The sequence below is a fragment of the Stenotrophomonas sp. As-7 genome (assembly GCF_030291015.1).
GTDB lineage: Bacteria > Pseudomonadota > Gammaproteobacteria > Xanthomonadales > Xanthomonadaceae > Stenotrophomonas > Stenotrophomonas lactitubi.
Genome location: NZ_CP127405.1, coordinates 163,793 through 186,908 on the forward strand (window position 1 = coordinate 163,793; position 23,116 = coordinate 186,908).

Annotated in this window: 20 protein-coding genes; 13 read left to right on the top strand and 7 right to left on the bottom strand. The window is 66.6% G+C overall.

The annotated features are described in order from the left end of the window. Nucleotides 1-429: 429 nt before the first annotated feature. Nucleotides 430-1,044, top strand: a complete 615-nt coding sequence (locus QP457_RS00700) for a DUF938 domain-containing protein (RefSeq protein ID WP_205407029.1) — start codon at nt 430-432, stop codon at nt 1,042-1,044. On the opposite strand, the gene QP457_RS00705 is transcribed toward QP457_RS00700, so the two are convergent. The 3 genes from QP457_RS00705 to QP457_RS00715 form a co-directional block, all read right to left on the bottom strand. Beyond that, nucleotides 1,045-2,367 (bottom strand): type II toxin-antitoxin system HipA family toxin, encoded by a 1,323-nt coding sequence (locus QP457_RS00705; protein WP_205407028.1) that lies wholly within the window; start codon nt 2,365-2,367, stop codon nt 1,045-1,047. A gap of 3 nt (nt 2,368-2,370) precedes the next feature. Continuing rightward, nucleotides 2,371-2,628 (bottom strand): helix-turn-helix transcriptional regulator, encoded by a 258-nt coding sequence (locus QP457_RS00710; RefSeq protein WP_089241740.1) that lies wholly within the window; start codon nt 2,626-2,628, stop codon nt 2,371-2,373. Between the two features lie 154 nt (nt 2,629-2,782). Continuing rightward, complete coding sequence (locus tag QP457_RS00715) at nt 2,783-6,469, bottom strand: indolepyruvate ferredoxin oxidoreductase family protein (RefSeq protein WP_205407027.1); 3,687 nt, start codon at nt 6,467-6,469, stop codon at nt 2,783-2,785. 171 nt (nt 6,470-6,640) lie between these two features. Here QP457_RS00715 and QP457_RS00720 point away from each other — a divergent pair, with 171 nt between their 5' ends. Then, entirely contained in the window at nt 6,641-7,276 is a 636-nt protein-coding gene (locus QP457_RS00720) for a tetratricopeptide repeat protein (RefSeq protein ID WP_180164639.1), read from the top strand. A 562-nt stretch (nt 7,277-7,838) separates the two neighbouring features. On the opposite strand, the gene QP457_RS00725 is transcribed toward QP457_RS00720, so the two are convergent. Further along, the gene (locus tag QP457_RS00725; RefSeq protein ID WP_025875996.1) at nt 7,839-9,323 is read right to left on the bottom strand and encodes an AAA family ATPase; all 1,485 of its coding nucleotides are present in this window, start codon (nt 9,321-9,323) and stop codon (nt 7,839-7,841) included. A 123-nt stretch (nt 9,324-9,446) separates the two neighbouring features. On the opposite strand from QP457_RS00725, the gene QP457_RS00730 reads away from it, so the two are divergent. The 9 genes from QP457_RS00730 (at nt 9,447) to QP457_RS00770 (ending at nt 18,415) form a co-directional block, all read left to right on the top strand. After that, nucleotides 9,447-10,076, top strand: coding sequence for a ParA family protein (locus QP457_RS00730; protein WP_099819504.1), 630 nt, complete (start codon nt 9,447-9,449; stop codon nt 10,074-10,076). 37 nt (nt 10,077-10,113) lie between these two features. Continuing rightward, nucleotides 10,114-10,590, top strand: coding sequence for a histidine phosphatase family protein (locus tag QP457_RS00735; RefSeq protein WP_032977995.1), 477 nt, complete (start codon nt 10,114-10,116; stop codon nt 10,588-10,590). A gap of 4 nt (nt 10,591-10,594) precedes the next feature. Next, on the top strand, nt 10,595-11,212 hold the full coding sequence (locus tag QP457_RS00740; RefSeq protein ID WP_180164635.1) for a YceI family protein: 618 nt from the start codon (nt 10,595-10,597) through the stop codon (nt 11,210-11,212). Beyond that, nucleotides 11,209-13,260 (top strand): phospholipase D family protein, encoded by a 2,052-nt coding sequence (locus QP457_RS00745; RefSeq protein ID WP_180164633.1) that lies wholly within the window; start codon nt 11,209-11,211, stop codon nt 13,258-13,260. Before QP457_RS00740 ends, QP457_RS00745 begins: the two co-directional genes overlap by 4 nt. A 10-nt stretch (nt 13,261-13,270) precedes the next feature. Next, the gene (locus QP457_RS00750; protein ID WP_089241726.1) at nt 13,271-13,705 is read left to right on the top strand and encodes a hotdog fold thioesterase; all 435 of its coding nucleotides are present in this window, start codon (nt 13,271-13,273) and stop codon (nt 13,703-13,705) included. A 119-nt stretch (nt 13,706-13,824) separates the two neighbouring features. Continuing rightward, nucleotides 13,825-14,616 (top strand): lysophospholipid acyltransferase family protein, encoded by a 792-nt coding sequence (locus tag QP457_RS00755; RefSeq protein ID WP_089241724.1) that lies wholly within the window; start codon nt 13,825-13,827, stop codon nt 14,614-14,616. A gap of 7 nt (nt 14,617-14,623) precedes the next feature. Then, nucleotides 14,624-15,658 (top strand): alpha/beta fold hydrolase, encoded by a 1,035-nt coding sequence (locus tag QP457_RS00760; RefSeq protein WP_100554514.1) that lies wholly within the window; start codon nt 14,624-14,626, stop codon nt 15,656-15,658. Between the two features lie 56 nt (nt 15,659-15,714). Then, the gene (locus tag QP457_RS00765; RefSeq protein WP_205406107.1) at nt 15,715-17,793 is read left to right on the top strand and encodes a tetratricopeptide repeat protein; all 2,079 of its coding nucleotides are present in this window, start codon (nt 15,715-15,717) and stop codon (nt 17,791-17,793) included. 10 nt (nt 17,794-17,803) lie between these two features. Continuing rightward, the gene (locus QP457_RS00770; RefSeq protein ID WP_100554349.1) at nt 17,804-18,415 is read left to right on the top strand and encodes a YbhB/YbcL family Raf kinase inhibitor-like protein; all 612 of its coding nucleotides are present in this window, start codon (nt 17,804-17,806) and stop codon (nt 18,413-18,415) included. 110 nt (nt 18,416-18,525) lie between these two features. On the opposite strand, the gene QP457_RS00775 is transcribed toward QP457_RS00770, so the two are convergent. The 3 genes from QP457_RS00775 to QP457_RS00785 form a co-directional block, all read right to left on the bottom strand. Next, on the bottom strand, nt 18,526-18,987 hold the full coding sequence (locus QP457_RS00775) for an META domain-containing protein (protein ID WP_100554350.1): 462 nt from the start codon (nt 18,985-18,987) through the stop codon (nt 18,526-18,528). 140 nt (nt 18,988-19,127) lie between these two features. Then, nucleotides 19,128-19,955 (bottom strand): META and DUF4377 domain-containing protein, encoded by an 828-nt coding sequence (locus tag QP457_RS00780; protein ID WP_205406108.1) that lies wholly within the window; start codon nt 19,953-19,955, stop codon nt 19,128-19,130. 73 nt (nt 19,956-20,028) lie between these two features. After that, complete coding sequence (locus tag QP457_RS00785; protein WP_180164621.1) at nt 20,029-20,823, bottom strand: undecaprenyl-diphosphate phosphatase; 795 nt, start codon at nt 20,821-20,823, stop codon at nt 20,029-20,031. A gap of 219 nt (nt 20,824-21,042) precedes the next feature. Between QP457_RS00785 and glnA the strand changes: the two genes are divergently transcribed. Together glnA and QP457_RS00795 are read left to right on the top strand one after the other, a co-directional pair. Beyond that, the gene (gene glnA, locus QP457_RS00790; RefSeq protein ID WP_205406109.1) at nt 21,043-22,452 is read left to right on the top strand and encodes a type I glutamate--ammonia ligase; all 1,410 of its coding nucleotides are present in this window, start codon (nt 21,043-21,045) and stop codon (nt 22,450-22,452) included. Between the two features lie 323 nt (nt 22,453-22,775). Continuing rightward, nucleotides 22,776-23,114 (top strand): P-II family nitrogen regulator, encoded by a 339-nt coding sequence (locus QP457_RS00795; protein ID WP_004134334.1) that lies wholly within the window; start codon nt 22,776-22,778, stop codon nt 23,112-23,114. Nucleotides 23,115-23,116: the final 2 nt, after the last annotated feature.

Sequence of the window (23,116 nt, forward strand, 5' to 3'; positions counted from 1 at the left end):
TCCATGCCGCGGACACCCCGCAATCCGACACCGCCCTGCCTCTGACAGATTCCTGCGGCTGTTGGTAGGTGTCGACCTTGGTCGACACATCTTTCAGATATCGAAATAAATCTGGGGTCAGATCCCGTTGCATAGCAACGGGATCTGACCCCGTGCCGTTCCGACAGATCGCGGTCAACTGTCGAAGGCGGGGTGGGTCCGGTTGAGGGGGTGCGAGCGGCATGGATGCCGCGACCAAGCCCCCACGGATGGGTCTACGGCGTCCCCCTCAACCGGACCCACCCCGCCAACCCACAGGAAACCAGCTTTTGCTGTTGCTTCGGCTGTTGCTTCGGCCGTTGCCGTTGCCTCTGCGGGTGCAGGGCGCAGCCCTGCCGAGCAACACCCCCTCGTGCACAATGAGGCCGACCCCGCCTGGACGCCGTCTCGATGTCGAGCAAGCCGTATTCAGAAGCCTGCGAGCGCAATCGCGAACCCATCGCCGCTGCGCTCGACCCGTGGATGGGCGACCGCCACCGGGTGCTGGAGATCGGCAGCGGCACCGGCCAGCATGCGGCCTTCTTCGCCGAGCGCTGGCCATGGCTGCGCTGGCAGCCCAGCGACCATCCGGACCATCTGCCCGGCATCCAGGCCTGGCGCGCCGAGGCGGCGCTGTTGAACCTGCTGCCGCCGGTGGCGCTGCAGGTCGAGCTGCCACCGGCGGCCGGCCTGAGCCTGCCGGAAGGCAGCACGTTCGATGCTGCATTCACTGCCAACACCCTGCACATCATGAGCTGGGAACACGTGCAGGCGCTGTTCGCCGCATTGCCGGCACTGCTGCGCCATGGCGCGCTGCTGGCGGTGTACGGGCCGTTCAATTACGGCGGTCGCTACACCAGTGACAGCAACGCGCAGTTCGATTCATGGCTGAAGGCACGTGATCCGCGCAGCGGGATCCGGGACAGCGAGGCAGTGCAGGCGCTGGCGGCCGACAACGGCTTTACCCGCCTGGGGGATGTGGCGATGCCGTCCAACAACCGCCTGCTGCTGTGGCGGTTGGGCTGATCAGGCGTCGGGGGCCATGCTGGAAAGGCGGGTCGCCGCAGCACGCAGTCCCTTGAAAACAGGTTCGGACACGGTCGAAGGGAAGCCGCTTGGAAGCTGGCGTGTGACGTGTTCGATGGCGGGCTCCACGGAAGCGATCAACGCTTCGATCCATGGCTCTGCGCCATCGGCTACGCCACAGGCACGTGCGGTTTCGTTCCAGTGCCGGCGTCGCACAAGATGCAGTTTTCGATGGCGGTTCTTGCCCTCTACCGCCATGGCAAGCTGCGCGTTGTGCGGATCGAGTTGATTGGGCCCCCGGCCGAGGATGGGATATACCGACAGCACGTCGTAGACAGGAGTCAGACGGAAACGCCCACCCGCGTCGATGTGGACGCTGAAGTTCTTTGCGTGGCCGTCGGTCGCGGCAAGCATCCAGAACAGGATCTGCGTCTTGAAGAAGGTTGCTCGATCCTCAGGCTGCTCGGATTGCCGAAGCAGATCCATGATGGCCACGATGCCGGGGCCGCCATCGGATTCGTACTTCCGGGCAGCGGGGAGGCCAAAGACCTGACACATATCTTCCTGCGGCAAGCGAAGCCACCACACGCGATCCGCAGCCAGTCGCCGGTCGAAACGTTCGACGATCAGTGCACCTTGATCTTCAAAACGCCCCATCTGCGTATCCGCGACGGGAATTCCAAAGGCTGCCAGCAGGTGCATGCACAGCCACTCGTTCTCCACGGACTGGTGCATGTCCGCACGCATGTTGCCGACGATACCCAACGGCAGCTTGAAGATGTGCGTGGACGGCGTACTTCCGGTAGGAATGCACCATTGACCATCGTGCAGCAGCAGGCCGGTCTTTTCCTGCGCTCCAGCGATGGAAATGCGGAACGCATCGTCGCTGGAAGAAGTGCCAGGCAATGCACTTGTTGTGACCTGGCGCAGGACTTCAGCGACGCCTGAGTCATTCAATGGTTCGAACGTTATCCGCTGGATGGCATCCGGTGTGCGCGAATGTGGCAACAGCTGCACCGCGCCCACACAATCCCGGCCAATGGCTTCAAGCAGATCGAACGTATTGCTGCTGCGCGTGGCGAACCGGTCGCGGATCCGGTTGCGGATGGTGACGTTATCGGGGAGAAGATTGTCGAAGTAGTCGTTGACCACCTGACCTTGATGGCTTTCACCGTCGGGCAGCAGGGGGAGCGAAAGGGACAGCGGTCGCGACTGCGTCGAACCAATCCATTGGCTGAGGTAGGAAAGGCGGGATGCCCGGTTCCGCGCATCATCCCAGAGCGCTACCTCGACACCATTCATCCAGACCCGCAACGTACCCATGGCTTACCACTCCGAAGTCGACGTGTTTTCCCGGGGACTTCGCTGCTGCAGGCTGATTTCCAGGCCCAACACGGCCCAGACTCGCATCAATCGCTCGAAGCTGGCAGACGCTGGATCGCGTTCCAATGCGCCGACTGCCTGGCGGGAGATGCCCAGTCGCTCGGCAAGCTGTGCTTGACTCAGCCCGGCCTGGCGTCTGAACGCGCGCATCAGCGGCGCAAGTTGCTGCGGTGTTCTCACCGTATGCGGCGGCCTGTCCATACCGGCAGTCCTCGGGAAAGATGACCGTACGCCATCACGTACGCAAAGGATAGGTTGCTTTACGACACACAACCTATCTCTTTCCTGCGCCACAGGCAACCTATTGATTGCATTCTCAAAAGGCAATCAATAGGTTTCTTTTTGCGGTGTGCTACTACGCCACCTGCACGATATGCAGTGCCTTCGGGTTGCGCCACTGCGCCAGCAGCACCGCTTCGCGGGCCTTGGCCTTCTCGAAATGGGCTTCCTTGACGTGGCCGAAGCCGCGGATGTGCTCGGGCACGCTGGCGATCTCCACCGCCAGCGCCAGGCGGTCATCATCCAAGCCGTCCAGCAGCACCTGCACGGTCGCCTCGTAATCGGTGATCAGCTGGCGCTCCATGCGGCGTTCCTCGGTGCGGCCAAACACATCCAGGCGGCCGCCACGCAGGAACTTCAGCTTCGCCAGCAGGCCGAACGCCTTGAACATCCACGGGCCGTACTCCTTCTTCAGCAGCCGGCCCTGCTCGTCCTTCTTCGCGAACAGCGGCGGTGCCAGATGGAAGCGCAGCTGGTAATCGCCCTCGAACTGCTGCTGCAGGCGGCGCTGGAAATCGCCGCTGGTGTAAAGGCGCGCCACTTCGTATTCGTCCTTGTACGCCATCAGCTTGAACAGGTAGCGGGCCACGGTTTCGGTCAATGCGGTGGACCCACCGATGCGCTCGGCTTCGGTCGCGCGCACGCGTTCGACCAGCGTGCGGTAGCGGTTGGCGTAGGCGGCATCCTGGTAGTCGGTCAGGAATGCCGAGCGGCGCTCGATCATCTCGTCCAGCGAGCGCGACAGGCGCGCGTCGTCCAACGGCAGGAAGGCGACATCGCCACCATGGGTCGGCAACCCACGCAGCTCGCGCTCGTCGCCGGTGTTACGCGGTGCGGCGGTAGCGCCCCACTCGTTGCCTTCCCATTCGCCCGGCGGCAGTGCATGCAGCGGGCCCGGCGTGTTCTCGGTGTCGGTATGGCGGTTGCGCACCACGCCTGCCGCCTGCTGCACGGCCTGCGGATCGACCGCGGCCAGGCGGCCCCAGGCAAAGGCCTGCTGGTTCATCGCCACCGCGGCGCCGTTGAGCTCGATGGCACGCATCAGCGACTCGAACGACAGCGGCACCAGGCCCTGCTGCCAGGCGTAGCCGAGGATGAACAGGTTGGCGGCGATCGCATCGCCGAGCAATGCGGTGGCCAGCTGGGTCGCGTCCAGCAGCAGCGGCTCTTCGCCACCCAGGGCCACGCGCACGCCGGCGATGATGTCGGCGGCGGGGAACTGCATGTCCGGGCGGGTGGTGAACGTGCCCGGCATCGCTTCATAGGTGTTGAGCACCACCTGCGAACGGCCGGCACGCACTTTCGACAGTGCCCAATAGTCGTTCACAACCACCATGTCGCAGCCCAGCACCAGGTCGGCTTCGCCAGCGGCAATGCGCACGGCGTGGATATCCTCGGGGCGGCGGGCGATGCGGATGTGCGTGGTCACCGCGCCACCCTTCTGCGCCAGGCCGGTCTGGTCGAGCACCGAGGCGCCCTTGCCCTCAAGGTGACCGGCCATGCCCAGCAGGGCGCCGATGGTCACCACGCCGGTGCCGCCAACGCCGGTGATCAGGATGTTCCAGGGCTGCTCCAGGGTGCCGCGCACCACCGGTGCCGGCAGGTTGTCCAGCAGGGTGGAGGCATCGCGCTTGCTGCCCTTGCGCGGCTGTCCACCGTGCACGGTGACGAAGCTCGGGCAGAAGCCGTTGACGCAGGAATAGTCCTTGTTGCAGTTGGACTGGTCGATGTCGCGCTTGCGCCCGAACTCGGTTTCCTTTGGCAGCACCGACACGCAGAAGCTCTTCTTGCCGCAGTCGCCACAGCCTTCGCAGACCAGCGAATTGATCATCACCCGCTTCTGCGGATCTTCCAGCTTGCCGCGCTTGCGGCGACGGCGCTTCTCGGTGGCGCAGGTCTGTTCGTAGATCAGGATCGAAACACCCTTCACTTCGCGCAGGCGCTTCTGCACCGCGTCCAGCTCGCTGCGGTCATGGAACTCCACGTCGCTGGGGAAATGCTCGCGCTGGCGCGTCCACTTGGTGATGTTGTCCGACAGCACCATGATGGTGTGGATGCCCTCGGCACGCATCTGCCTTGCGATGTCCGGCACGCTCAGCGGACCGTCCACCGGCTGCCCTCCGGTCATCGCCACCGCGTCGTTGTAGAGGATCTTGTAGGTGATGTTGACGCCTGCCGCGATCGCCTGGCGGATCGCCAGCGATCCGCTGTGGAAATAGGTGCCGTCGCCCAGGTTCTGGAACACGTGCTGGGTATCGGTGAACGCGGCCTGCCCGGCCCACGTCACGCCTTCGCCACCCATGTGGGTGAAGGTGTCGGTGCTGCGGTCCATCCAGGTCACCATGTAATGGCAACCGATGCCGGCCAGCGCGCGCGAGCCTTCCGGCACGGTGGTGGAGGTGTTGTGCGGGCAGCCGGAGCAGTAGTGCGGAACGCGCGGGAAGCTGGCGCGTGGCAACGCAAGCTCGGCTTCCTTTTCCTGCATCCACTGCAGGCGCTGCTCGATGGAGTCGTTGTTGAAGAACTTCTGGATGCGACGACCGATCACGCCGGCGATGGTGGCCGGGGTCAGTTCGCCGGTCGACGGCAGGATCCACTCGCCGGCCTCGTCGTACTTGCCGACGATGGACGGGCGCTGGCCCCAGCTGGCCGGCCAGTTGAAGAACTGCTCCTTCATCTGGCGCTCGATGAAGGCGCGCTTCTCCTCCACCACGATGATGTCTTCCAGGCCCTGCGCGAAGCGCGCGATGCCTTCCGGCTCCAGCGGCCATGTCATGCCGACCTTGTACACGCGGATGCCGATGTCGGCGCAGGCCTGCTCGTCCAGGCCCAGGTATTCCAGCGCCTGCAGCACGTCCAGGTAGCTCTTGCCGGTGGTGACGATGCCGAGCCGCGCACGCGGCGCGTCCATCACCACCTTGTCGATGCCGTTGGCACGTGCGAAGGCCTGCGCGGCTTTCACCGCGTAGCGGTGCAGGCGCATTTCCTGGTCCAGCGGCGGATCGGGCCAGCGGATGTTGAGGCCGCCGGCGGGCATGTCGAAGTCTTCCGGCAGCACGATGCGCCGGGCCAGTGGATCGACCTCGACCGAGGCCGACGATTCCACCGTCTCGGCGATCGTCTTGAAACCGACCCAGCGCCCGGTGTAACGGCTCATCGCCCAACCGAGCAGGCCCATGTCGAGGATGTCCTGCACACCGGCCGGGTTCAGCACCGGCATCATCGCGCTGACGAATTCGTCCTCGCTGCCATGCGGCAGCGTCGAGCTGCGGCAGGCGTGGTCATCGGCGGCCAGTGCCAGCACGCCGCCATGGCGCGAGGTGCCGGCGGCATTGGCGTGCTTGAACACGTCGCCACAGCGGTCCACGCCCGGGCCCTTGCCGTACCACATGCCGAACACGCCCTTCACGTTGGCGCCGGGGAACAGGTTGGTCTGCTGGGTGCCCCACACCATGGTCGCGCCCAGGTCCTCGTTGAGGCCGGGGGTGAACTTCACCTTGGCCGCTTCCAGGTGCTTGCGCGCGCGCCACAGCTCCAGGTCGAAGCCGCCCAGCGGGCTGCCACGATAACCGCTGATGAAACCGGCGCTGTCGATGCCGGTGGCTTCGTCGCGCAGGCGCTGCATCAGCGGCAGCCGCACCAGCGCCTGCACGCCACTCAGGTAGATCCGTCCTTCGTTGCGGGTGTACTTGTGGTCGAGCGTGTAATCACGGTCGAGCAGGTCGGCGGAGGCGGGTGAGGTGAGTTGCGCGGTACTGGTCATGGCTGGCCTGGTCAGGATCGGCTGGCACCGGCCGCGCAGGTACACGCGGCGGGAAAGGCGCGAATTGTAACAGTGGGGGGCAAAAGCCCCGGCACTCGCGCCAAGGACGTGCTGGGGTTAGGATCGGGGTGAGAGAGGGAGGGTTGGTGTTTCAACCTTGGGGGAATCTGGATGTCAGTTGCAGGACAGTTCCTGGCCGGCGTGTTGCTGGTCTCGGGAGCGGCCACTGCGTGGGCCGCGCCGGCATTGCCGGCACCGCAGGAGTTCTATTTCGACAGCGACGCCGCTGCCGCGCCGATCACGGTGGTGCAGGGTGAAGGCGAAGATCTGGTGGCACAGCTGCTGAAGCACCGCGAGCGTGGCCGCAAGGGGCTGGAAGCTACGGCGCAGCTGGCGTCGGTCGCCATTGCGCAGGGGCGCGCGGAACTGGGCGACAAGCTCTATCGCGAGGCATTGGCCGAAGCGCCGGTGCAGAGCGCGCTGGGCCGCAGCGTACGCTGGAACTATGGCTGGGACCTGTTGCGGCAGGGCCAGGCGCTGGCCGCGCTGGAACAGTGGCAGGCCGCTGCCGGCACCCTGCGCAGCAATCCCGGCTGGGTTCCGCCGAGCTATGCGCTGGCGCTGTGGCGGGCCGGCCAGCAGCAGGAGGCGGTGAAGTGGTATGCCGCTGCCGTGCGCACCGAGCCGGCGCAATGGCGCGACAGCAGTCGTTACGCGCAGCTGTTGCCGGGCTGGCGCGATGACGAACGCGCGACGTTGGCCGAAGTACAGCAGGCCTGGGCGGCCGCGCCACCCGCCTGGCCCTGAGGGTGGGGGTTCGGCCGGGTTGCACCCGGCACCCGCAGAGGCAACAGCCAAAGCCAAAGCGGCTTGCTGAGGGATGGCGGGGCGGTGTGGACAGGCAGGACACGCCGTGAACCCGTCCCTGGGGGCTCGTTGGCGCCATCCATGGCGCCAACGGTCCTGCCTGCCCACACCGCCCCGCCTTCGACAGATTCCCGCTGCTGTTGGTAGGTGTCGACCTTGGTCGACACGTACATCCACGCCATGCGTGGATGAATCTGCATTGGAATCGAATGATCGATATCTGATCGGAATGCAGCCGAGCGTGGGCTCGGCGCTACAGAAAGCGGCAAGCCAACCGCTTTTGCTTTTGCTCTTCTTTTTTCTTTTCCGTGGCTGGCCGCCCACGGAAACTGTCCGTGGCCGGGCGGGTAGGCTGCGCAGGGGCGTGAGCCGCATGGATGCGGCGACCGAGCTTACAGGGACGTACTTGCAGCGACCCCTGCGCAGCCTATCCGCCCGGCCAACCCACAGCTGGCGCCTTCAGCGACCATCCACGAGGGGCTTCGCCGTTCGCAGGAAACCCTCAGTCGTCCGCGGACACCGTGCGCCCCGACGCCCACTCCCGCAACGCCGCCACCTGCTCGGCCATCAACACCGACAGCGGCCGCGTTGTGCGAATCTCGCCCATCAGCAGTTCGGTATCCAGTGGCCGGCCTTCGGCATGCGCCGAATACAGTCCCGCCACGATCGCCTGCTCGATTTCCGCGCCGGAAAACCCGTTGGCCGCCGCTGCCAGTGCCGGCAGCGCGAAGTCGTCGGCATTGAGCTGGCGCCGCCCCAGGTGCAGCCGCAGCAGTTCCACGCGCACATCGGCCGAGGGCAGGTCGACGAAGAAGATTTCGTCGAAGCGGCCCTTGCGCAGCAGCTCGGCCGGCAGCTCGTGTACCTGGTTGGCGGTAGCCACGATGAACACCGGCGCCTTGCGCTCGGCCATCCAGGTCAGCAGGTAGCCGAGCACGCGGCGCGACACGCCGCCATCCTCGGTGCCGGTGGCCAGGCCCTTTTCGATCTCATCCATCCACAGCACGCACGGCGCCAGCTGCTCGGCCGAGGCCAGCGCCTGGCGCAGGTTGGCTTCGGTCTCGCCGTGGTACTTGTTGTACAGCGCGCCCACGTCCAGGCGCAGCAGCGGCACGCCAAAGCCGGCGGCGGTGGCCTTGGCCAGCATCGATTTGCCGCAGCCCTGCACGCCCAGCAGCAGCATGCCGCGCGGCGGGTCCAACCCGGCCGGTGCCGAGCCGGCGATGAAGGCGACGCGACGCTGGTTGATCCAACGCTTCAGCCGGTTGGCCCCGGCCACATCGCCGAAGCGGGCGCTGTCGTGCTCGAAGAACAGGTGGCCGCTGCGGTTGAGCAGCTCGAACTTCAGCCGCGCCAGCTGTGGCAGGTCGTCGTCGCGCAGTGCGCCATCGGCATAGATCAGCTGCCGCGCGATGCGCCGCGCATCGACCAGGCTCAGCCCCTGCAGGTTCTTCAGGATCTTCTTGACCGCCTCGCTGTCCACTTCCACCCGGCGTCCGCCGTGTTCGCGTGCATAGGCATCGGCTTCTTCGCGCAGCATCTTCAACAACGCATTGGCGTCGGGCAGGCGCGGGTTGAAGCGCACCGCCAGGGCTTCCAGTTCGGCCGGCAGTTCCACCTTGGCGCCGATCAGCACCAGCACGTGCGGTTCGCTGTGGCGGCGCTGGATCAGGTCGCGCAGCGCACGCTGGTGGCTGGCATAGCCCAGGTAAGGGTGGAAATCGAGCAGCAGGTACACCCCGCGCTGGTCGGCCTGGCGGATCATCTGCAGTGCGGCGCTGGCATCGGGCGGGCCCACAGGCTCGTCCTCGCGTTCCAGATCGATGCGGCGCAGGCCCTCGGTGATCGACCAGCGGTGCAGGGCCCGCCAGACATGCATCAGCGTCTGCCGGAACAGCTCGACGATGCGACCCTCATCCTGGGTCTCGACCACGATCAACGGCGTGTTGGCGCGGATCAGTGCGCTCAGGTCCTGCAGTTCGCTCATGGCGGTTCGGTCCTTCGGGGGCGCCACGATAGCAAAGGCCGGGGGCGCTGGTTCAGCACGGCTCTACCTTCCGTCACCATCGGCGGTGTACGCTCGGGGCACGTACCCGGAAGCGAGGCTGGCATGAAGACGATCCTGGTGGCCGGTTCCAAAGGCGGGGTGGGCAAGTCCACCATCGCCACCCACCTGGCCGCGTACGCGGCATTGCAAGGCAAGGCCACGGTGATCGCCGATGCCGACCCGCAGGGGTCCAGCACCCGCTGGGCACAGCGCCGGGCCGGGCTGGAAAGCGCGGTGCTGCCGATCGACGTGTACCGCAAGAAGCAGTGGGCGCAGAAGCTGCCCGACGGTACCGATACCGTGGTGATCGATGCACCGGCTGGCGCACTGGCCGACGATATCCCGCATTTCCTCGACGCTGCCGATGCAGTGGTGGTGCCGGTACTGCCCTCGGCACTGGACATCGAAGCCATCGTCGGCTTCCTCAACAGCCTGGCCCAGGTACCCCGCGTGCACAGCCGCAAGCTGCCGGTCGGGCTGGTGCTGAACCGCACCAAGCCCTGGACCCAGACCTCGCAGCAGGCCCTGCAGATGCTGGCTGACTGGCCCTATCCGGTGGTCGCCCAACTGCGCGACAGCCAGAGCTATGTGGTCATGACCGGCCTGGGTCGCAGTCTTTTCGATTACCGCTCCGCCCAGGTGCGCGAGCACCAGGCCGACTGGGAACCCCTGTTGTCCTGGCTGAAACTGTAAGAGCCGTAGGTCTCCATCCCTTTATTGGAATCCCGCAATGCGCGAACTGATCCTGCTCCGCCACGCCCACGCCGAACCGGCCACTACCGGCCAGGCCGACCTCGACCGGCCGTTGTCGCCGGTGGGGCTCGCCGAAGCCGAAGCCGCCGGCAAGTGGCTGAAGGAGAACAACCTGCTGCCTGATTGCGTGCTGTGTTCCCCCTCGCGGCGGACCCGCGAAACCCTGGAAGCGGTGATGGCAGCCATCGGCTATGTCGAAAAGCGCCTGGAAGACCGCATCTACGAGGCCACCCCCGGCACCCTGGCCGCGCTGGTGGACGAGCGCCGTGACCTGGACCGGGTGCTGATCGTCGGCCACAACCCCGGGCTGGAGCAGCTGGTGGCGCTGATGACCGATGGCACCAGCAGTGATTACCGCGGCATGCCGCCGGGCGGCGTGGCCGTGCTCGGTTTCGCCCGCGAGGCAACGATCGAGCCGGGCGTGGCCAGCCTGAACGCCTTCTGGTGGCCGTGAGCCGATGAGGTTTGCGTTGCCGGGCCGCTGCCTGCTGCCAGTCGTTCTGGCGATCGGCCCGGCCTGGGCCGCCGCACCGCCACCGACCGCGCTGCCGGCGGTCGTGGCCGAGTCGCCGCGTACGCTGCAGCTGGATGTGGTGCGCTCGCAGATCGGTTTCGAAGTCCGCACCCGCTTCGGCCAGCGCATCGAGGGGGTGTTCCCGCGTTTCGAGGGGCGCATCGAGGTGCTGTCCGATGGCCGTCACCAGGTCCACCTGAAGATGTTCACCCGCACCGTGGAGATCCCCGGCAAGGACCGCTATACCGGCTGGATGCGCGGCCCGGAGTTCTTCGACGCCGGCCGTTACCCCTTCGTCGAGTTCGACTCGCTGCCGTACTGGCCGGAGACGGTCGCCGACGGTGGCGGCATCGATGGGCGGCTGACCCTGCGCGGCGTCAGCCATCCGGAGACGCTCAAGGTCGAGAAAGCGGAATGTGCCCGACCCGGCTATGATTGCGACGTCGTCAGCCGCGGTACCGTGCAACGAGGCCGGTACGGCATGGACAGCTGGCAGCTTGCCTTGAGTGACCGAGTGACTTTCGTACTGCGTGCACGTCTCAGCGAGGCGTCCAAACCGTGAATCCATTGCTGCGTGTACTGGTGCTGGCAACCGTGTTGCTGGGCAGCGGCTGCGCGTCGCTGTCGCATGCCCAGCGTGATCGCGCCGAGGCGATCGCCGTACAGGCACGCTCAACGCAGGTGGATTGCCAGCAGGCCGACCGCTGCGCGCTGGATTCGCCCCTGCGGGCCCTGGCCGGCCGGGCGTTCAGCGAATCGACCCCGGAACAGCCGCGGCACTACGCCACCCTGCTGGACGAAGGCGAAGGCGCGCTGGTCGCGCGCCTGAACCTGCTGCGCAGCGCCACCCGCAGCATCGACCTGCAGACCTACATCTTCGACAAGGACGACAGCGCGCGCCTGGTCATCGACGAGCTGCTGGCGGCGTCGCGGCGCGGGGTGAAGGTAAGGCTGCTGATCGACCAGCTTTCAGCGATCTCCGACCTGCAGATCCTTGGCGCACTGGCCGGTGCCCACCAGAACTTCCAACTGCGGGTCTACAACCCGACGTTCGGTAAGGCCCGGCTGAACTACTTCGACTATGCCGGCAGCGTGCTGTGCTGCTTCCGCCGCTTCAACCAGCGCATGCACAACAAGCTGCTGGTGGTCGACGATGCGATCGGCGTGGTCGGTGGGCGCAATTACCAGGACGACTATTACGATTGGGACCGCGAATACAACTTCCGCGACCGTGACGTGCTGATCGCCGGCCCCGAAGCGCGCGCGATGGCCGCCAATTTCGATGCCTTCTGGCGCGCGCAGCGCAGCGTGCCGGCCGAACGCCTGAACGATGTCGGCCGTACCCTGCTCAAGCAGGGCGTGCCGGTGCTGCCGCCCGCGCAGTTCCGCAGGCCCGAGCGGGTGGAGCGGGTCAGCGAGGAGGCCAACGATGTCGACTTCGTCACCCGTTCGTTCGTGGACACCGCCTTGCCGGTCGCCTCGGTGCGCTATGTGGCCGATCTGCCGCGCAAGCATCGGCGCGAGCGCGCCGACGCACCCTTGGCCGGGCAGCATGTCACCGAGCCGCAGCTCGATGCACTGATCTCCAGCGCGCAGCACGAAGTGATCCTGCAGACGCCCTACCTGGTGCTGTCCAAGCCGGCACAGAAGCTGTTCCGCGAGCTGCGCAAGCGCCCGCAGCCACCGCGCGTGGTGGTGTCCAGCAACAGCCTGGCCGCCACCGACAATCCGATCGTGTATGCGCTGTCGTACAAGTACAAGCGGCGCAACATGCGCGAGCTTGGCTTCAACATTTTTGAATTCAAGCCGTTCCCGCTGGATGCTCCGGTCGATTACCGCAACCTGCTGCCCGACCCGATCGCGGCGCCGGGCAGCGATACCGGCCGCAATCCGCTGCTCGGTGGCAGCGCAGCAGGCAGCAATGCCGGTGGCGGCGGTGACGTGGTGGCTACTGCGGACGTGGATGACCCGCCGGCGCGGGTGATCCATCCGCGTACCGGCAGCGCCTATGAGAATGGTCGTGCGCGCCGGCGTGCCGCCGGCAGCGAAGTCGAGACCCGCCTGCTGCGTACCGAAACGCGCCCGTCGTTCCTGGGCAGCAAGGCGGTCAACAAGCCGCTGCCGGTCACCCGCAAGGGCGCGCGCATGGGCCTGCATGCCAAGTCCCTGGTGGTCGACCGCCGCATCGGCGTGGTCGGTACCCACAACTTCGATCCGCGCAGCGAGAACTACAACACCGAAGGCGCGGTGATCATCGACGATCCGGCCTTCGCCGAGCAGCTGGCCCAGAGCATCCTGCGCGATACCCATCCGCAGAATTCCTGGACGGTGGCGCCGCGTGCCAAGCCGCCGGTCCTGTCCGGCCTGAACTACAGCGTCGGCAAGGCCTCCGAGGCGCTGCCGATCCTCGACTTCTGGCCATGGCGCTACGCCACCGACTACGAGTTCAAGCCCGGCCCGGACTGCCCGCAGCCACTGCCGCGGCAGAGCGCTGATTTCCACCGGTGCTATGTCGCGGTGGGTGACTTCCCCGAGGTCAATGTCGGGCCGAAGTGGCTGCTGGTACGCATGCTGACCGCATTCGGCGCCGGCCTCGTTCCCATCCTCTGAAGGTAGCCGCATGACCCAGGTATTCCGCGAAGCCGTTTCCATCGAGCAGCTCAACGCACTCAGCCAGAACACCGCCATCAGCACCCTGGGCATCGTCTTCAGTGCCGCTGGCGAGGACTGGCTGCAGGCAACCATGCCGGTGGACGAGCGCACCCGCCAGCCGTACGGCATCCTGCACGGCGGTGCCTCGGTGGTGCTGGCCGAGACCCTGGGCAGCAGCGCCGGCAACCTCTGCGTGGATACCGCCAAGCAGATCTGCGTGGGCCTGGAGATCAACGCCAACCACGTACGCGCCGTGCGTTCGGGGACGGTCACCGGTACCGCGCGCGCGGTGCACGTGGGCCGCAGCACCCAGCTGTGGGAAATCCGCATCGAGGACGAGCAGGGCCGGCTGGTCTGCATCTCGCGGCTGACCCTGGCCGTGGTGGCGGCCGGGCACGGTTGAGCCCTGGCGGCAGCAGTGACGGCGGCGGAACCCAGCGTTCCCCGCCGATGGCCGCCGTCAATGAGACTTATGGCCGAATTCGGCTGGCAGCGATGGCAGCCCTCCGGTATCGTGCGCGGATGACTTCCCCCACTCCGGCCCCCCGCGGCGGCGTGGCGCGTGTGTGCCGTTACCTGTACCGCGTACCGCTGCTGTTGGTCCACATCACCGTGTTCCTGCCGCTGATCCTGATCGGCATGCTTCCGCCATGGGGCGAGCTGCGTGTGGGCGACGATACCTTCGGCGCCAAGGTGGTGAACTGGTGGCAGGGCGGGCTGATGTGGATCTTCGGCTTCCGCCTGTCGCGTGTCGGCCAGCCGTTGCCGGGCGCGGTGCTGTTCGTTGCCAACCATGTCAGCTGGGTCGATATCTCCATCCTGCACAGCCAGCGCATGATGGGCTTTGTCGCCAAGCGCGAGATCGCCAGCTGGCCGGTGGTGGGCTGGCTTGCCGCGCGCGGCCAGACCATTTTCCACCAGCGTGGCAACACCGAATCACTCGGTGGGGTGATGCAGGTGATGGCCGACCGTCTGCGCGCCGGCAAGGCCGTGGGCGTGTTCCCGGAAGGGCGTACCCGTGGTGGCCACGACGTTGGCCCGTTCCACGCGCGCATCTTCCAGGCGGCAGTCGAAACCAGCGTACCGGTGCAGCCGGTGGCGCTGGTCTATGGCGTGCGCGGCGATGCACAGACCATCGTGGCCTTCGGCCCGGGCGAGAGTTTCTTCGCCAATTTCCTGCGCCTGCTCGGTGAGCCGGCGCGGCATACCGAAGTGCATTTCCTGGAGCCGATCGGCACCCAGGACCTGGAAGGCCGTCGGCGCATCGCGGAGACCTCGCGCGCGCGCATCGTGGCGGCCATGAGCGGGGACTGAGGCCATGGTGGCCGTTTTTCCGCCACCCACCCTCGACGCTGATGCGCCGATGCTCACCGCGTCCGACTATCAGCCGCCGCGCTGGCTGCGCAATCCGCACCTGCAGTCGATGCTCAGTTCCAGCCGCATGCGCCTGCAGCGCGGCCTGCTGCTGCTGGCTGCCACCGGCGCGGTCAGCGAAGAGCTGATCCTCGATGGCGGCGAGGGTGTGCGCCTGCAGGGCTGGCACAGCCATGTCGAAGGGCGCGAACCGCGCGGAATCGCCCTGCTGCTGCACGGCTGGGAAGGCAGCGCCGAATCCAGCTACATGCGCATGGCCGCTGCCCGCATGCTGGAGCAGGGGTTCGACGTGGTGCGGCTGAACTTCCGCGACCACGGCAACACCCATCACCTCAATCCCGGCATCTTCCACTCCAACCTCATCGACGAAGTGGTGCATGCCGCTGGCGATGTCGCCCAGCGCTGGCCCGATCTGCCGCTGGTTGCGGCCGGCTATTCGCTGGGTGGCAACTTCGTTCTGCGGCTGGCCCTGCGCGCGCCAGCCGCGGGCGTGCCGCTGCAGCACGTGGCCGCCGTCTGCCCGGTGCTGGACCCGGGGCTGACCATGGAGAACATCGAGAACGGCCCGGCGATGTACGACTGGTATTTCCGCCGCAAGTGGGCCGGCTCGCTGCGTCGCAAGCGCGATCTCTTCCCCGAACTGAGCGACTGCGACGACCGCGTGCTGAACATGGACATCCGTTCGCTTACCGCCTGGCTGGTCGAACGGCACACCACGTTTGGTTCGTTGCAGGCCTATTTCGATGGCTATTCCATCGCCGGCAACCGCCTGTCCACGCTGCAGGTACCTGCCGACATCCTGATGGCGCAGGACGATCCGGTGATCCCCTACGCGACCTTCCGCGATTGGCAGCTGCCGCAGCAGGCGCGGCTGGAAACCGCCTGCTGGGGCGGCCACTGTGGCTTCCTGGAAAACTGGCGCGGCGATGGTTTCTCCGAACGCTGGGTCGCACAGCGTCTGCGGCGGGTCCTGCCGGGCTGAACCGGCACCGGCGCGCGGCCCGCTACAATGCGGGTTTGACCTTGAACCGGACGGCCATGCAAGACCAGATCCTCCAAGCGTTGCGCCAGAACGATGCCGGCCAGGCCGTGCAGCTGGCCCAGGCGTGGACCCGTGACGAACCCGGCAAGGCCGAGGCCCACCGCTGGCTGGCGCTTGCGCTGCAGCAGCAGGGCCAGGCCGAGGCCGCAATGGAGGCGCTGCAGCAGGCGCTGCAGCTGGCGCCCGATGATGCGCAGCTGCACCTGCAGCACGCCGGCCTGCTGCTGGCACTGCGCCAGTTCGACGGTGCAGATGAAGCCCTGCTGCGCACCACCGGGCTGGACCCCAACGCCTTCCCCGCCTACCTGATGCAGGCGCACCTGGCGGTGGGCCGCAACGATTTCGACGAGGCCCAGCGGCTGTCGACCCTCGCATCGCGGCTGGAGCCGGACCATCCGGAACTGCTGACCATCGATGGCATGGTCGCGCTGCGTCGTGGCGACGCCGACCGCGCGCTGGCCCTGCTGTCGGCGGCCAGCCAGGCGCTGCCGGACGATACCCGCGTGCTGTACGCACTGGGCTTTGCCTATCTGGGCAAGGACATGCTGGCGTTCGCCGAGCAGGCGTTCCGTCGCGTACTCGCGTTGAACCCGAAGATGTCCTCGCTGCACGGCATGGTGGTGCAGCTGGCATTGCGCCAGGGCAACGTCGAGGCCGCCGCCGAGGCAATGCAGCAGGCGCTGCAGCAGCCGGAGCTGGATGTACCGCCGATGCGCCGCCTGGCCGGCGAGCTGGCACTGCGCAGTGGCCAGCCGCTGCAGGCGCTGGAGCATCTGCTGCCGCTGCTGCAATCGCTGCAGGGTGAGCGCCAGGTGCTGCAGCTGCTGCTGATGTCCTGGCAGCGCCTGGGCCGCGAAGATGAAGCCCGTGCACGCCTGGATGAGGCTCTGGAAAGCAATGACCAGCTGCATGACCTGTGGCTGGCACGACTGGCCGTGGAAGACGTCGGCAGTGCCGGCGCCGTGGCCGTCGTGGAGCGCTGGATGGCAGCGATGCCCGGCCACCTGCCGGCGCTGGAAGCGCGCATGCGCCTGCATGACATGGCCGGTGAACACGAGCAGGGCGAAGCCATCGCCGAGCGCATCACCACCCTGGAACCGGGCCGCGTCAGCGGTGAAAGCCGTCGTGTCGAGGGTCTGCTGCAGCGTGACCCGGCCGCCGCCGTGGAGCGCGTGCAGGCCTTGATCGCGCAGGCACCGGAGGGACACCGCGCCGACCTGCGGACCTGGCTGGGCGAAATCCAGGATCGCACCGGGCAGCCGGAAGAAGCGCTGCGTACGTGGATGGCGCTGCAGACCGACCAGGCCTCGCAGCGGCTGCCGCTGCCGCCGCAGGCCAAGGCACCGCCGAGCTGGCCGGAGATGGCCAGCATCGACGAGGCAACGCGCGACAGCGGCTCGGCTCCGATCTTCCTGTGGGGCGCCCCGGGTTCGGGCGTGGAGCGGGTGGCAACCGGCCTGGCCGCTGCCAGCCCGGTACTGCGCAGTGATCGTTACACCGCCAATCCACCCGACGATGCCTTCCAGAACTACAACACGCTGCAGGATCTGGCGTCGGGCGTGCTGAGCCCGGAACGCCTGGTCGAGCGCTGGCGCGAACACCTGCCGGCGCGCGGCCTGGAAAGCGATACCGTGATCGACTGGCTGCTGTGGTGGGACAACGCGCTGTTGTGGGCATTGCGCCCGCAGCTGCCGCAGGGTCGCCTGCTGCTGGTGCTGCGCGACCCGCGCGACATGCTGCTGGACTGGATCGCCTATGGCGCCGCTGCACCGCTGGCGATGACCTCGATGGCCGAAGCCAGCCAGTGGCTGGTGCGTTCGCTGACCCAGATCGCCGCGCTGCACGAGGAGGACCTGTATCCGCACGTGCTGCTGCGCATCGACGAGATCGGCAACGATGCACATGCGATGGCCGACCTGCTGGGCCGCGTGTTCGGACGTCCGATGCCGCCGGCTGCACAGCTGGGCGCGCCGCGCCTGCCTGCCGGCCACTGGCGCAGGTATCGCGACGTGATGGGCGCCGCCTTCGCCCAGCTCACCCCGGTCGCGGTGCGATTGGGTTACCCGGAAGAGTGAGGAGCATCAGATGCAACTGAGCAGTCACAGCCTGGTCAACGCTGCGCCGATCGACCGTGAGTTCGCCGCCGGCGATGCCGACGGCTTCGCCCCCGACCGCAACCCGCACCTGGCCTGGAGCGGCGTGCCCGACGGCACCCGCTCGTTCCTGCTGGTATGCGTGGACCCGGACGTACCGACAGTGCCGGAGACGGTTGGCCGCGATGACATGAGCGTGCCGCGCGATCAGCCGCGCTGCGATTTCGTGCACTGGGTGATGGCCGACATCCCGGCCTCGGTGCAGGAGATCGCCGCGGGCAGCTGCAGCGATGGCTTCGTCGTGAAGGGCAAGACCGCGCCGGCCGGCCCGGCCGGCAGCCGCCAGGGCCTGAACGATTTCACCGGCTGGTTCGCCGGCAATCCGGACATGGCCGGTGACTACCTCGGCTACGACGGTCCGTACCCGCCGTTCAACGACGAGCGCGTGCATCGCTACTTCTTCCGCGTGTTCGCGCTGGACATCGCCTCGCTGCCGCTGCCCGAGCGCTTCACCGCCGCCGATGCGTTCCGAGCCATGCACGGCCACGTGCTGGCCGAAGCAGCGTTGCACGGCACCTACACATTGAACCCGGCGTTGGCCTGATACCAGGCTTCGGGTAGTGCCGGCCGCTGGCCGGCATCCGCTGTAGATGGCAGCCGGCCAGCGGCCGGCTTTACCAGTCAACGAGGAAGGGCGGCCCAAGGCCGCCCTTTTCATTTCACCGGCAGCGGCGCGGGGGTGAATATCGCCGTGTCGCCATGCACGTTGCGCAGGACCAGGCTGCCGTTGTCGTCCAGTGCGAGCGTCGGGGCCGGCCGGCCATTGACCAGTGTGCTGGCACGCCGTTGCTGCTCGGCAACCTCGGCGCGTATGCAGCCAGCTGTGGTAACAACCCCGTTCTCCAGAATCAGCCGGTCGCCCTGCAGCTGATACTGGCTGCTTGCGTAGTTGCACAGGTTCAACTCGCTCATGTAGCCGGGTTGGAAGCGCAGGGTGTACGGCTCACGGCCCCTGACGAACAACGCGTCGATGCGCTTGCCCTGCGCGTCGGTGGCGCGCGCGAGTTGCCACAGATGGGCTTCAAGCTGGTCGGTGGTGGGTGTGCTGGCGGCGTATGCACTGCTGCCACTACCGATGGCCAGCAAGGCCAGTGCGAGCATGTACGTCCGTTTCATGTCGGTCTCCTTGATGCATATAGGTAGTGCCGGCCGCTGGCCGGCATGTTCCGTATGTCGCCGGAGCTGTGTGCAGCAGCCGGCCAGCGGCCGGCTCTACCCACAACGAAGAAGGGCGACCTCGCGGCCGCCCTTCTGCATTACTTCTTCTCGATGGCCGACTCGACCACCATGTCCAGCACGTACGCCTGCGACGGCGCATCGGCCGGCGGGTTCTTCACTTCGTAGCGCTTCACACGCACCACGTTGCGCACGCCGTCTTCGTGGGTGTAGCCCTCGATGCTGCCGTAGAAGTTCTCGAACTTGCCCGGCTCACCCTGCTTCAGGCCCTTGTCGTCGAACTTCACTTCTCGCACCTGCAGGCACTGGTAATCCGGAATCAGCGGGTGCGAGCACTTCTCCGTCTTCGCCGCCACTTCCAGGAACACGGTCTCGCCGGCGCCACCGTAGCGGGTTTCAGCGGTCGGTTCCGGGTTGAACACCAGCACGTCGCCCTTGGCGGTGGTCAGGGTCAGCACGCCGTTGCCGTCCTGTTCGGCCTTCAGTTCGCCCTGCAGACGGCTGGAGACGGCTTCGTCCAGCGCCATCAGCGCCTTGTCGGTGCAGGCCATCATGGTCGAGGCCATGGCGCTGACGCTCAGCTTGCCGTCGGCCAGGGTGTAGCCGCCGCCCATGCGGTTGCAGGTGTTGCTGACCGACAGGCGGCCATCAGCGAAGTCCAGGGTGACCGGCTTGTCTTCGCGGGCGAACAGCGCATCGATGCGCTTGCCGTCGGCCGCGGTGGCCTGCTGCAGCAGCCAGTGCTGGCTCTGCAGGCGCTGCGCATCCAGGTGTGCCAGCGCCTTCTGGTCGCCGGCCTTGGCCGCAGCCGGGGCCAGATCGTCACCACCGGTACCGGCCGGGGCGGGGGTCTGGCTGCAGGCGGCCAGCAGGGCCAGCGGGAGGAGCAGGGTGAGCTTGCGGTTCATGGTGATTCTCCTTGGGGAACCGAGGGGGAAACGGATCGGGGCCGGCAACGGGGTTACCGTGCCCCGGCGCTGTTCAGCTGCCGGACGGCAACCACAGCAGCAATGCAGCGCCCAGGGCGATGCGGTAAATCGCGAAGGCCGTGAAGCGATGCGACTTGATGTAGCCCATCAGCCACTTCACTACGACGAAGCCGGTGATGGCGGCGGCAACGAAGGCGACACCGACGTCGGTCCAGTTCTCGCTGGCCAGGTTTCCTTCCTTGGCCAGTTCCAGGAAGGTGTAGGCGCTGGCGGCGAACATGGTGGGAATGCCGACCAGGAACACGAACTCGGCAGCGGCCGCGCGGCGGCTCAGGCCCAGCAGCATGGCCAGGAAGATCGCCGAGGCCGAGCGCGAGGTACCGGGGAACACGCCGGCCACCACCTGCGCCAGGCCGACACCGATGGCCACCGTCCAGGTCACCTGGTCGCGATCAGGCAGGCGTGCGGTATAGGCCTCCACCAGCAGCATCCAGATGCCGCCGATGATCAGCGCCCAGGCCACCGGGCTCACGGTTTCCGGCAGCGACCAGCCAGCCTTGCGCACCACCAGGCCGACCACCGCGGTCACCAGGAAGGCCGCGCCGAGCTTGAACACGTACTCGCGGTTCTCGCGCTGGCCGAAACCGGTGGCCAGCTGCAGCAGGCGCTGGCGGAACACCAGCACCACGGCCAGGATCGCACCGGCCTGGATGATGATGTTGAAGAAATCCGATCGCGCGCCCAGCCAGTGCTGGGCGATCAGCAGGTGGCCGGTGCTGGAGATCGGCAGGAATTCGGTCAAGCCTTCGAGGATGCCCAGCAGCAGGGCGGAGAGCAGATCGGACATGGACGGTGCGGGCGCGGGCGGCGGAAGAAGCTCGAAAGAATAGACGATCCATGCCGCACCAAACGGGTGCGTCCGGTGATCGACGCACCCGTTTGGTGCACCTGGTTCTGCACCTCGCTGGGGCAGCGGCTTTGAAATCAACGACTTGTGAAGGGCGAAAAGTTGGCACGGTCATTGCTGTACCTCAGCAGGCATTCATTCCCATCCGAGGTCGTACCGATGTCCGTGGAAACCGTAGAGAAGCTGATCAAGGACAACCAGATCGAGTTCGTCGATCTGCGCTTCGTCGACATGCGTGGTGTCGAACAGCATGTGACCTTCCCGGTCAGCATCGTCGAGCCGTCGCTGTTTGAAGAAGGCAAGATGTTCGATGGCAGCTCGATCGCCGGCTGGAAGGGCATCAACGAGTCGGACATGGTGCTGCTGCCCGATACCGCCAGCGCTTACGTCGACCCGTTCTACGCCGATCCGACCATCGTGATCAGCTGCGACATCCTCGACCCGGCGACCATGCAGCCGTATGGCCGTTGCCCGCGCGGCATCGCCAAGCGCGCCGAGTCGTACCTGAAGTCCTCGGGCATCGCCGAAACCGCGTTCTTCGGCCCGGAGCCGGAGTTCTTCATCTTCGATTCGGTGCGTTTCGCCAATGAAATGGGCAACACCTTCTTCAAGGTCGACTCGGAAGAAGCGGCGTGGAACAGCGGCGCCAAGTACGACGGCGCCAACAGCGGCTATCGTCCGGGCGTGAAGGGCGGCTACTTCCCGGTGCCGCCGACCGATACCCTGCACGACCTGCGTGCGGAGATGTGCAAGACCCTGGAACAGGTCGGCATCGAAGTGGAAGTGCAGCACCACGAAGTGGCCACCGCCGGCCAGTGCGAGATCGGCACCAAATTCAGCACCCTGGTGCAGAAGGCCGACGAACTGTTGCGGATGAAGTACGTCATCAAGAACGTCGCCCACCGCAACGGCAAGACCGTCACCTTCATGCCCAAGCCGATCGTCGGCGACAACGGCAGCGGCATGCACGTGCATCAGTCGCTGTCCAAGGGCGGCACCAACCTGTTCTCCGGTGACGGCTACGGCGGCCTGAGCCAGATGGCGCTGTGGTACATCGGCGGCATCTTCAAGCATGCCAAGGCGATCAACGCCTTCGCCAACTCGGGTACCAACAGCTACAAGCGCCTGGTGCCGGGCTTCGAAGCCCCGGTGATGCTGGCCTACTCGGCGCGCAACCGTTCGGCCTCGTGCCGCATTCCGTGGGTGTCCAATCCGAAGGCGCGTCGCATTGAAATGCGCTTCCCCGATCCGATCCAGTCGGGCTACCTGACCTTCACCGCGCTGATGATGGCCGGCCTGGACGGCATCAAGAACCAGATCGACCCGGGCGCACCGAGCGACAAGGATCTGTACGACCTGCCGCCGGAAGAAGAGAAGCTGATCCCGCAGGTCTGCTCCTCGCTGGACCAGGCGCTGGAAGCGCTGGACAAGGACCGCGAGTTCCTCAAGGCCGGTGGCGTGATGAGCGATGACTTCATCGACGGCTACATCGCGCTGAAGATGCAGGAAGTGACCAAGTTCCGCGCGGCGACCCACCCGCTGGAATACCAGTTGTACTACGCCAGCTGACCGGTTGCGATGGCGGTGGGTACCCCCTCCCACCCGCCGCCATCGCATCCGTCTTCGCGGCTGGGGAGCCGCGGTCAGATCGGGGTCGGACTCCTTTCTGTCAACGAAAGGGCTCTGACCCCTGATCCAGGGGCAAGAGAGAGACCGGATACGCGACTTGGGCCGCCCTCCCTCCCGCGTCGGCCGTGCAAGGAGAGAGGCACGGCTGTCCCGGCCCGGTTCGTGTCCGGTGCAACAGCCACGGCCATCACCACGATGGCCCGTGGTTGCCTGATGCCATCGCGCGTTGGCGCGCTGGCCCCATCCACCATCGGGACATGCGCATGAAACTGATCTCCGCCATCATCCGACCGTTCAAGCTCGACGAGGTCCGAGAGGCCCTGTCCGATGCCGGCGTGTCGGGCATCACCGTGACCGAAGTGAAAGGCTTCGGCCGCCAGAAGGGCCACACCGAGCTGTATCGCGGTGCCGAGTACGTTGTCGACTTCCTGCCCAAGATCAAGATCGAAACCGTCGTCACAGACGAGCGTGCCGACGCTGTGATCGAAGCGATCCAGTCGTCTGCAGGCACAGGCAAGATCGGCGACGGCAAGATCTTCGTGACCGCTGTCGAGCAGGTCATCCGCATCCGCACCGGCGAAATCGGCGCTGACGCGCTGTAAAC

Excerpts from the sequence above, each read along its gene's own strand:
- QP457_RS00700 (WP_205407029.1), top strand. The coding sequence starts at position 430 with ATGTCGAGCAAGCCGTATTCAGAAGCCTGCGAGCGCAATCGCGAACCC.
- QP457_RS00705 (WP_205407028.1), bottom strand. The coding sequence starts at position 2,367 with ATGGGTACGTTGCGGGTCTGGATGAATGGTGTCGAGGTAGCGCTCTGG.
- QP457_RS00710 (WP_089241740.1), bottom strand. The coding sequence starts at position 2,628 with ATGGACAGGCCGCCGCATACGGTGAGAACACCGCAGCAACTTGCGCCG.
- QP457_RS00715 (WP_205407027.1), bottom strand. The coding sequence starts at position 6,469 with ATGACCAGTACCGCGCAACTCACCTCACCCGCCTCCGCCGACCTGCTC.
- QP457_RS00720 (WP_180164639.1), top strand. The coding sequence starts at position 6,641 with ATGTCAGTTGCAGGACAGTTCCTGGCCGGCGTGTTGCTGGTCTCGGGA.
- QP457_RS00725 (WP_025875996.1), bottom strand. The coding sequence starts at position 9,323 with ATGAGCGAACTGCAGGACCTGAGCGCACTGATCCGCGCCAACACGCCG.
- QP457_RS00730 (WP_099819504.1), top strand. The coding sequence starts at position 9,447 with ATGAAGACGATCCTGGTGGCCGGTTCCAAAGGCGGGGTGGGCAAGTCC.
- QP457_RS00735 (WP_032977995.1), top strand. The coding sequence starts at position 10,114 with ATGCGCGAACTGATCCTGCTCCGCCACGCCCACGCCGAACCGGCCACT.
- QP457_RS00740 (WP_180164635.1), top strand. The coding sequence starts at position 10,595 with ATGAGGTTTGCGTTGCCGGGCCGCTGCCTGCTGCCAGTCGTTCTGGCG.
- QP457_RS00750 (WP_089241726.1), top strand. The coding sequence starts at position 13,271 with ATGACCCAGGTATTCCGCGAAGCCGTTTCCATCGAGCAGCTCAACGCA.
- QP457_RS00755 (WP_089241724.1), top strand. The coding sequence starts at position 13,825 with ATGACTTCCCCCACTCCGGCCCCCCGCGGCGGCGTGGCGCGTGTGTGC.
- QP457_RS00765 (WP_205406107.1), top strand. The coding sequence starts at position 15,715 with ATGCAAGACCAGATCCTCCAAGCGTTGCGCCAGAACGATGCCGGCCAG.
- QP457_RS00770 (WP_100554349.1), top strand. The coding sequence starts at position 17,804 with ATGCAACTGAGCAGTCACAGCCTGGTCAACGCTGCGCCGATCGACCGT.
- QP457_RS00775 (WP_100554350.1), bottom strand. The coding sequence starts at position 18,987 with ATGAAACGGACGTACATGCTCGCACTGGCCTTGCTGGCCATCGGTAGT.
- QP457_RS00780 (WP_205406108.1), bottom strand. The coding sequence starts at position 19,955 with ATGAACCGCAAGCTCACCCTGCTCCTCCCGCTGGCCCTGCTGGCCGCC.
- QP457_RS00785 (WP_180164621.1), bottom strand. The coding sequence starts at position 20,823 with ATGTCCGATCTGCTCTCCGCCCTGCTGCTGGGCATCCTCGAAGGCTTG.
- glnA (WP_205406109.1), top strand. The coding sequence starts at position 21,043 with ATGTCCGTGGAAACCGTAGAGAAGCTGATCAAGGACAACCAGATCGAG.
- QP457_RS00795 (WP_004134334.1), top strand. The coding sequence starts at position 22,776 with ATGAAACTGATCTCCGCCATCATCCGACCGTTCAAGCTCGACGAGGTC.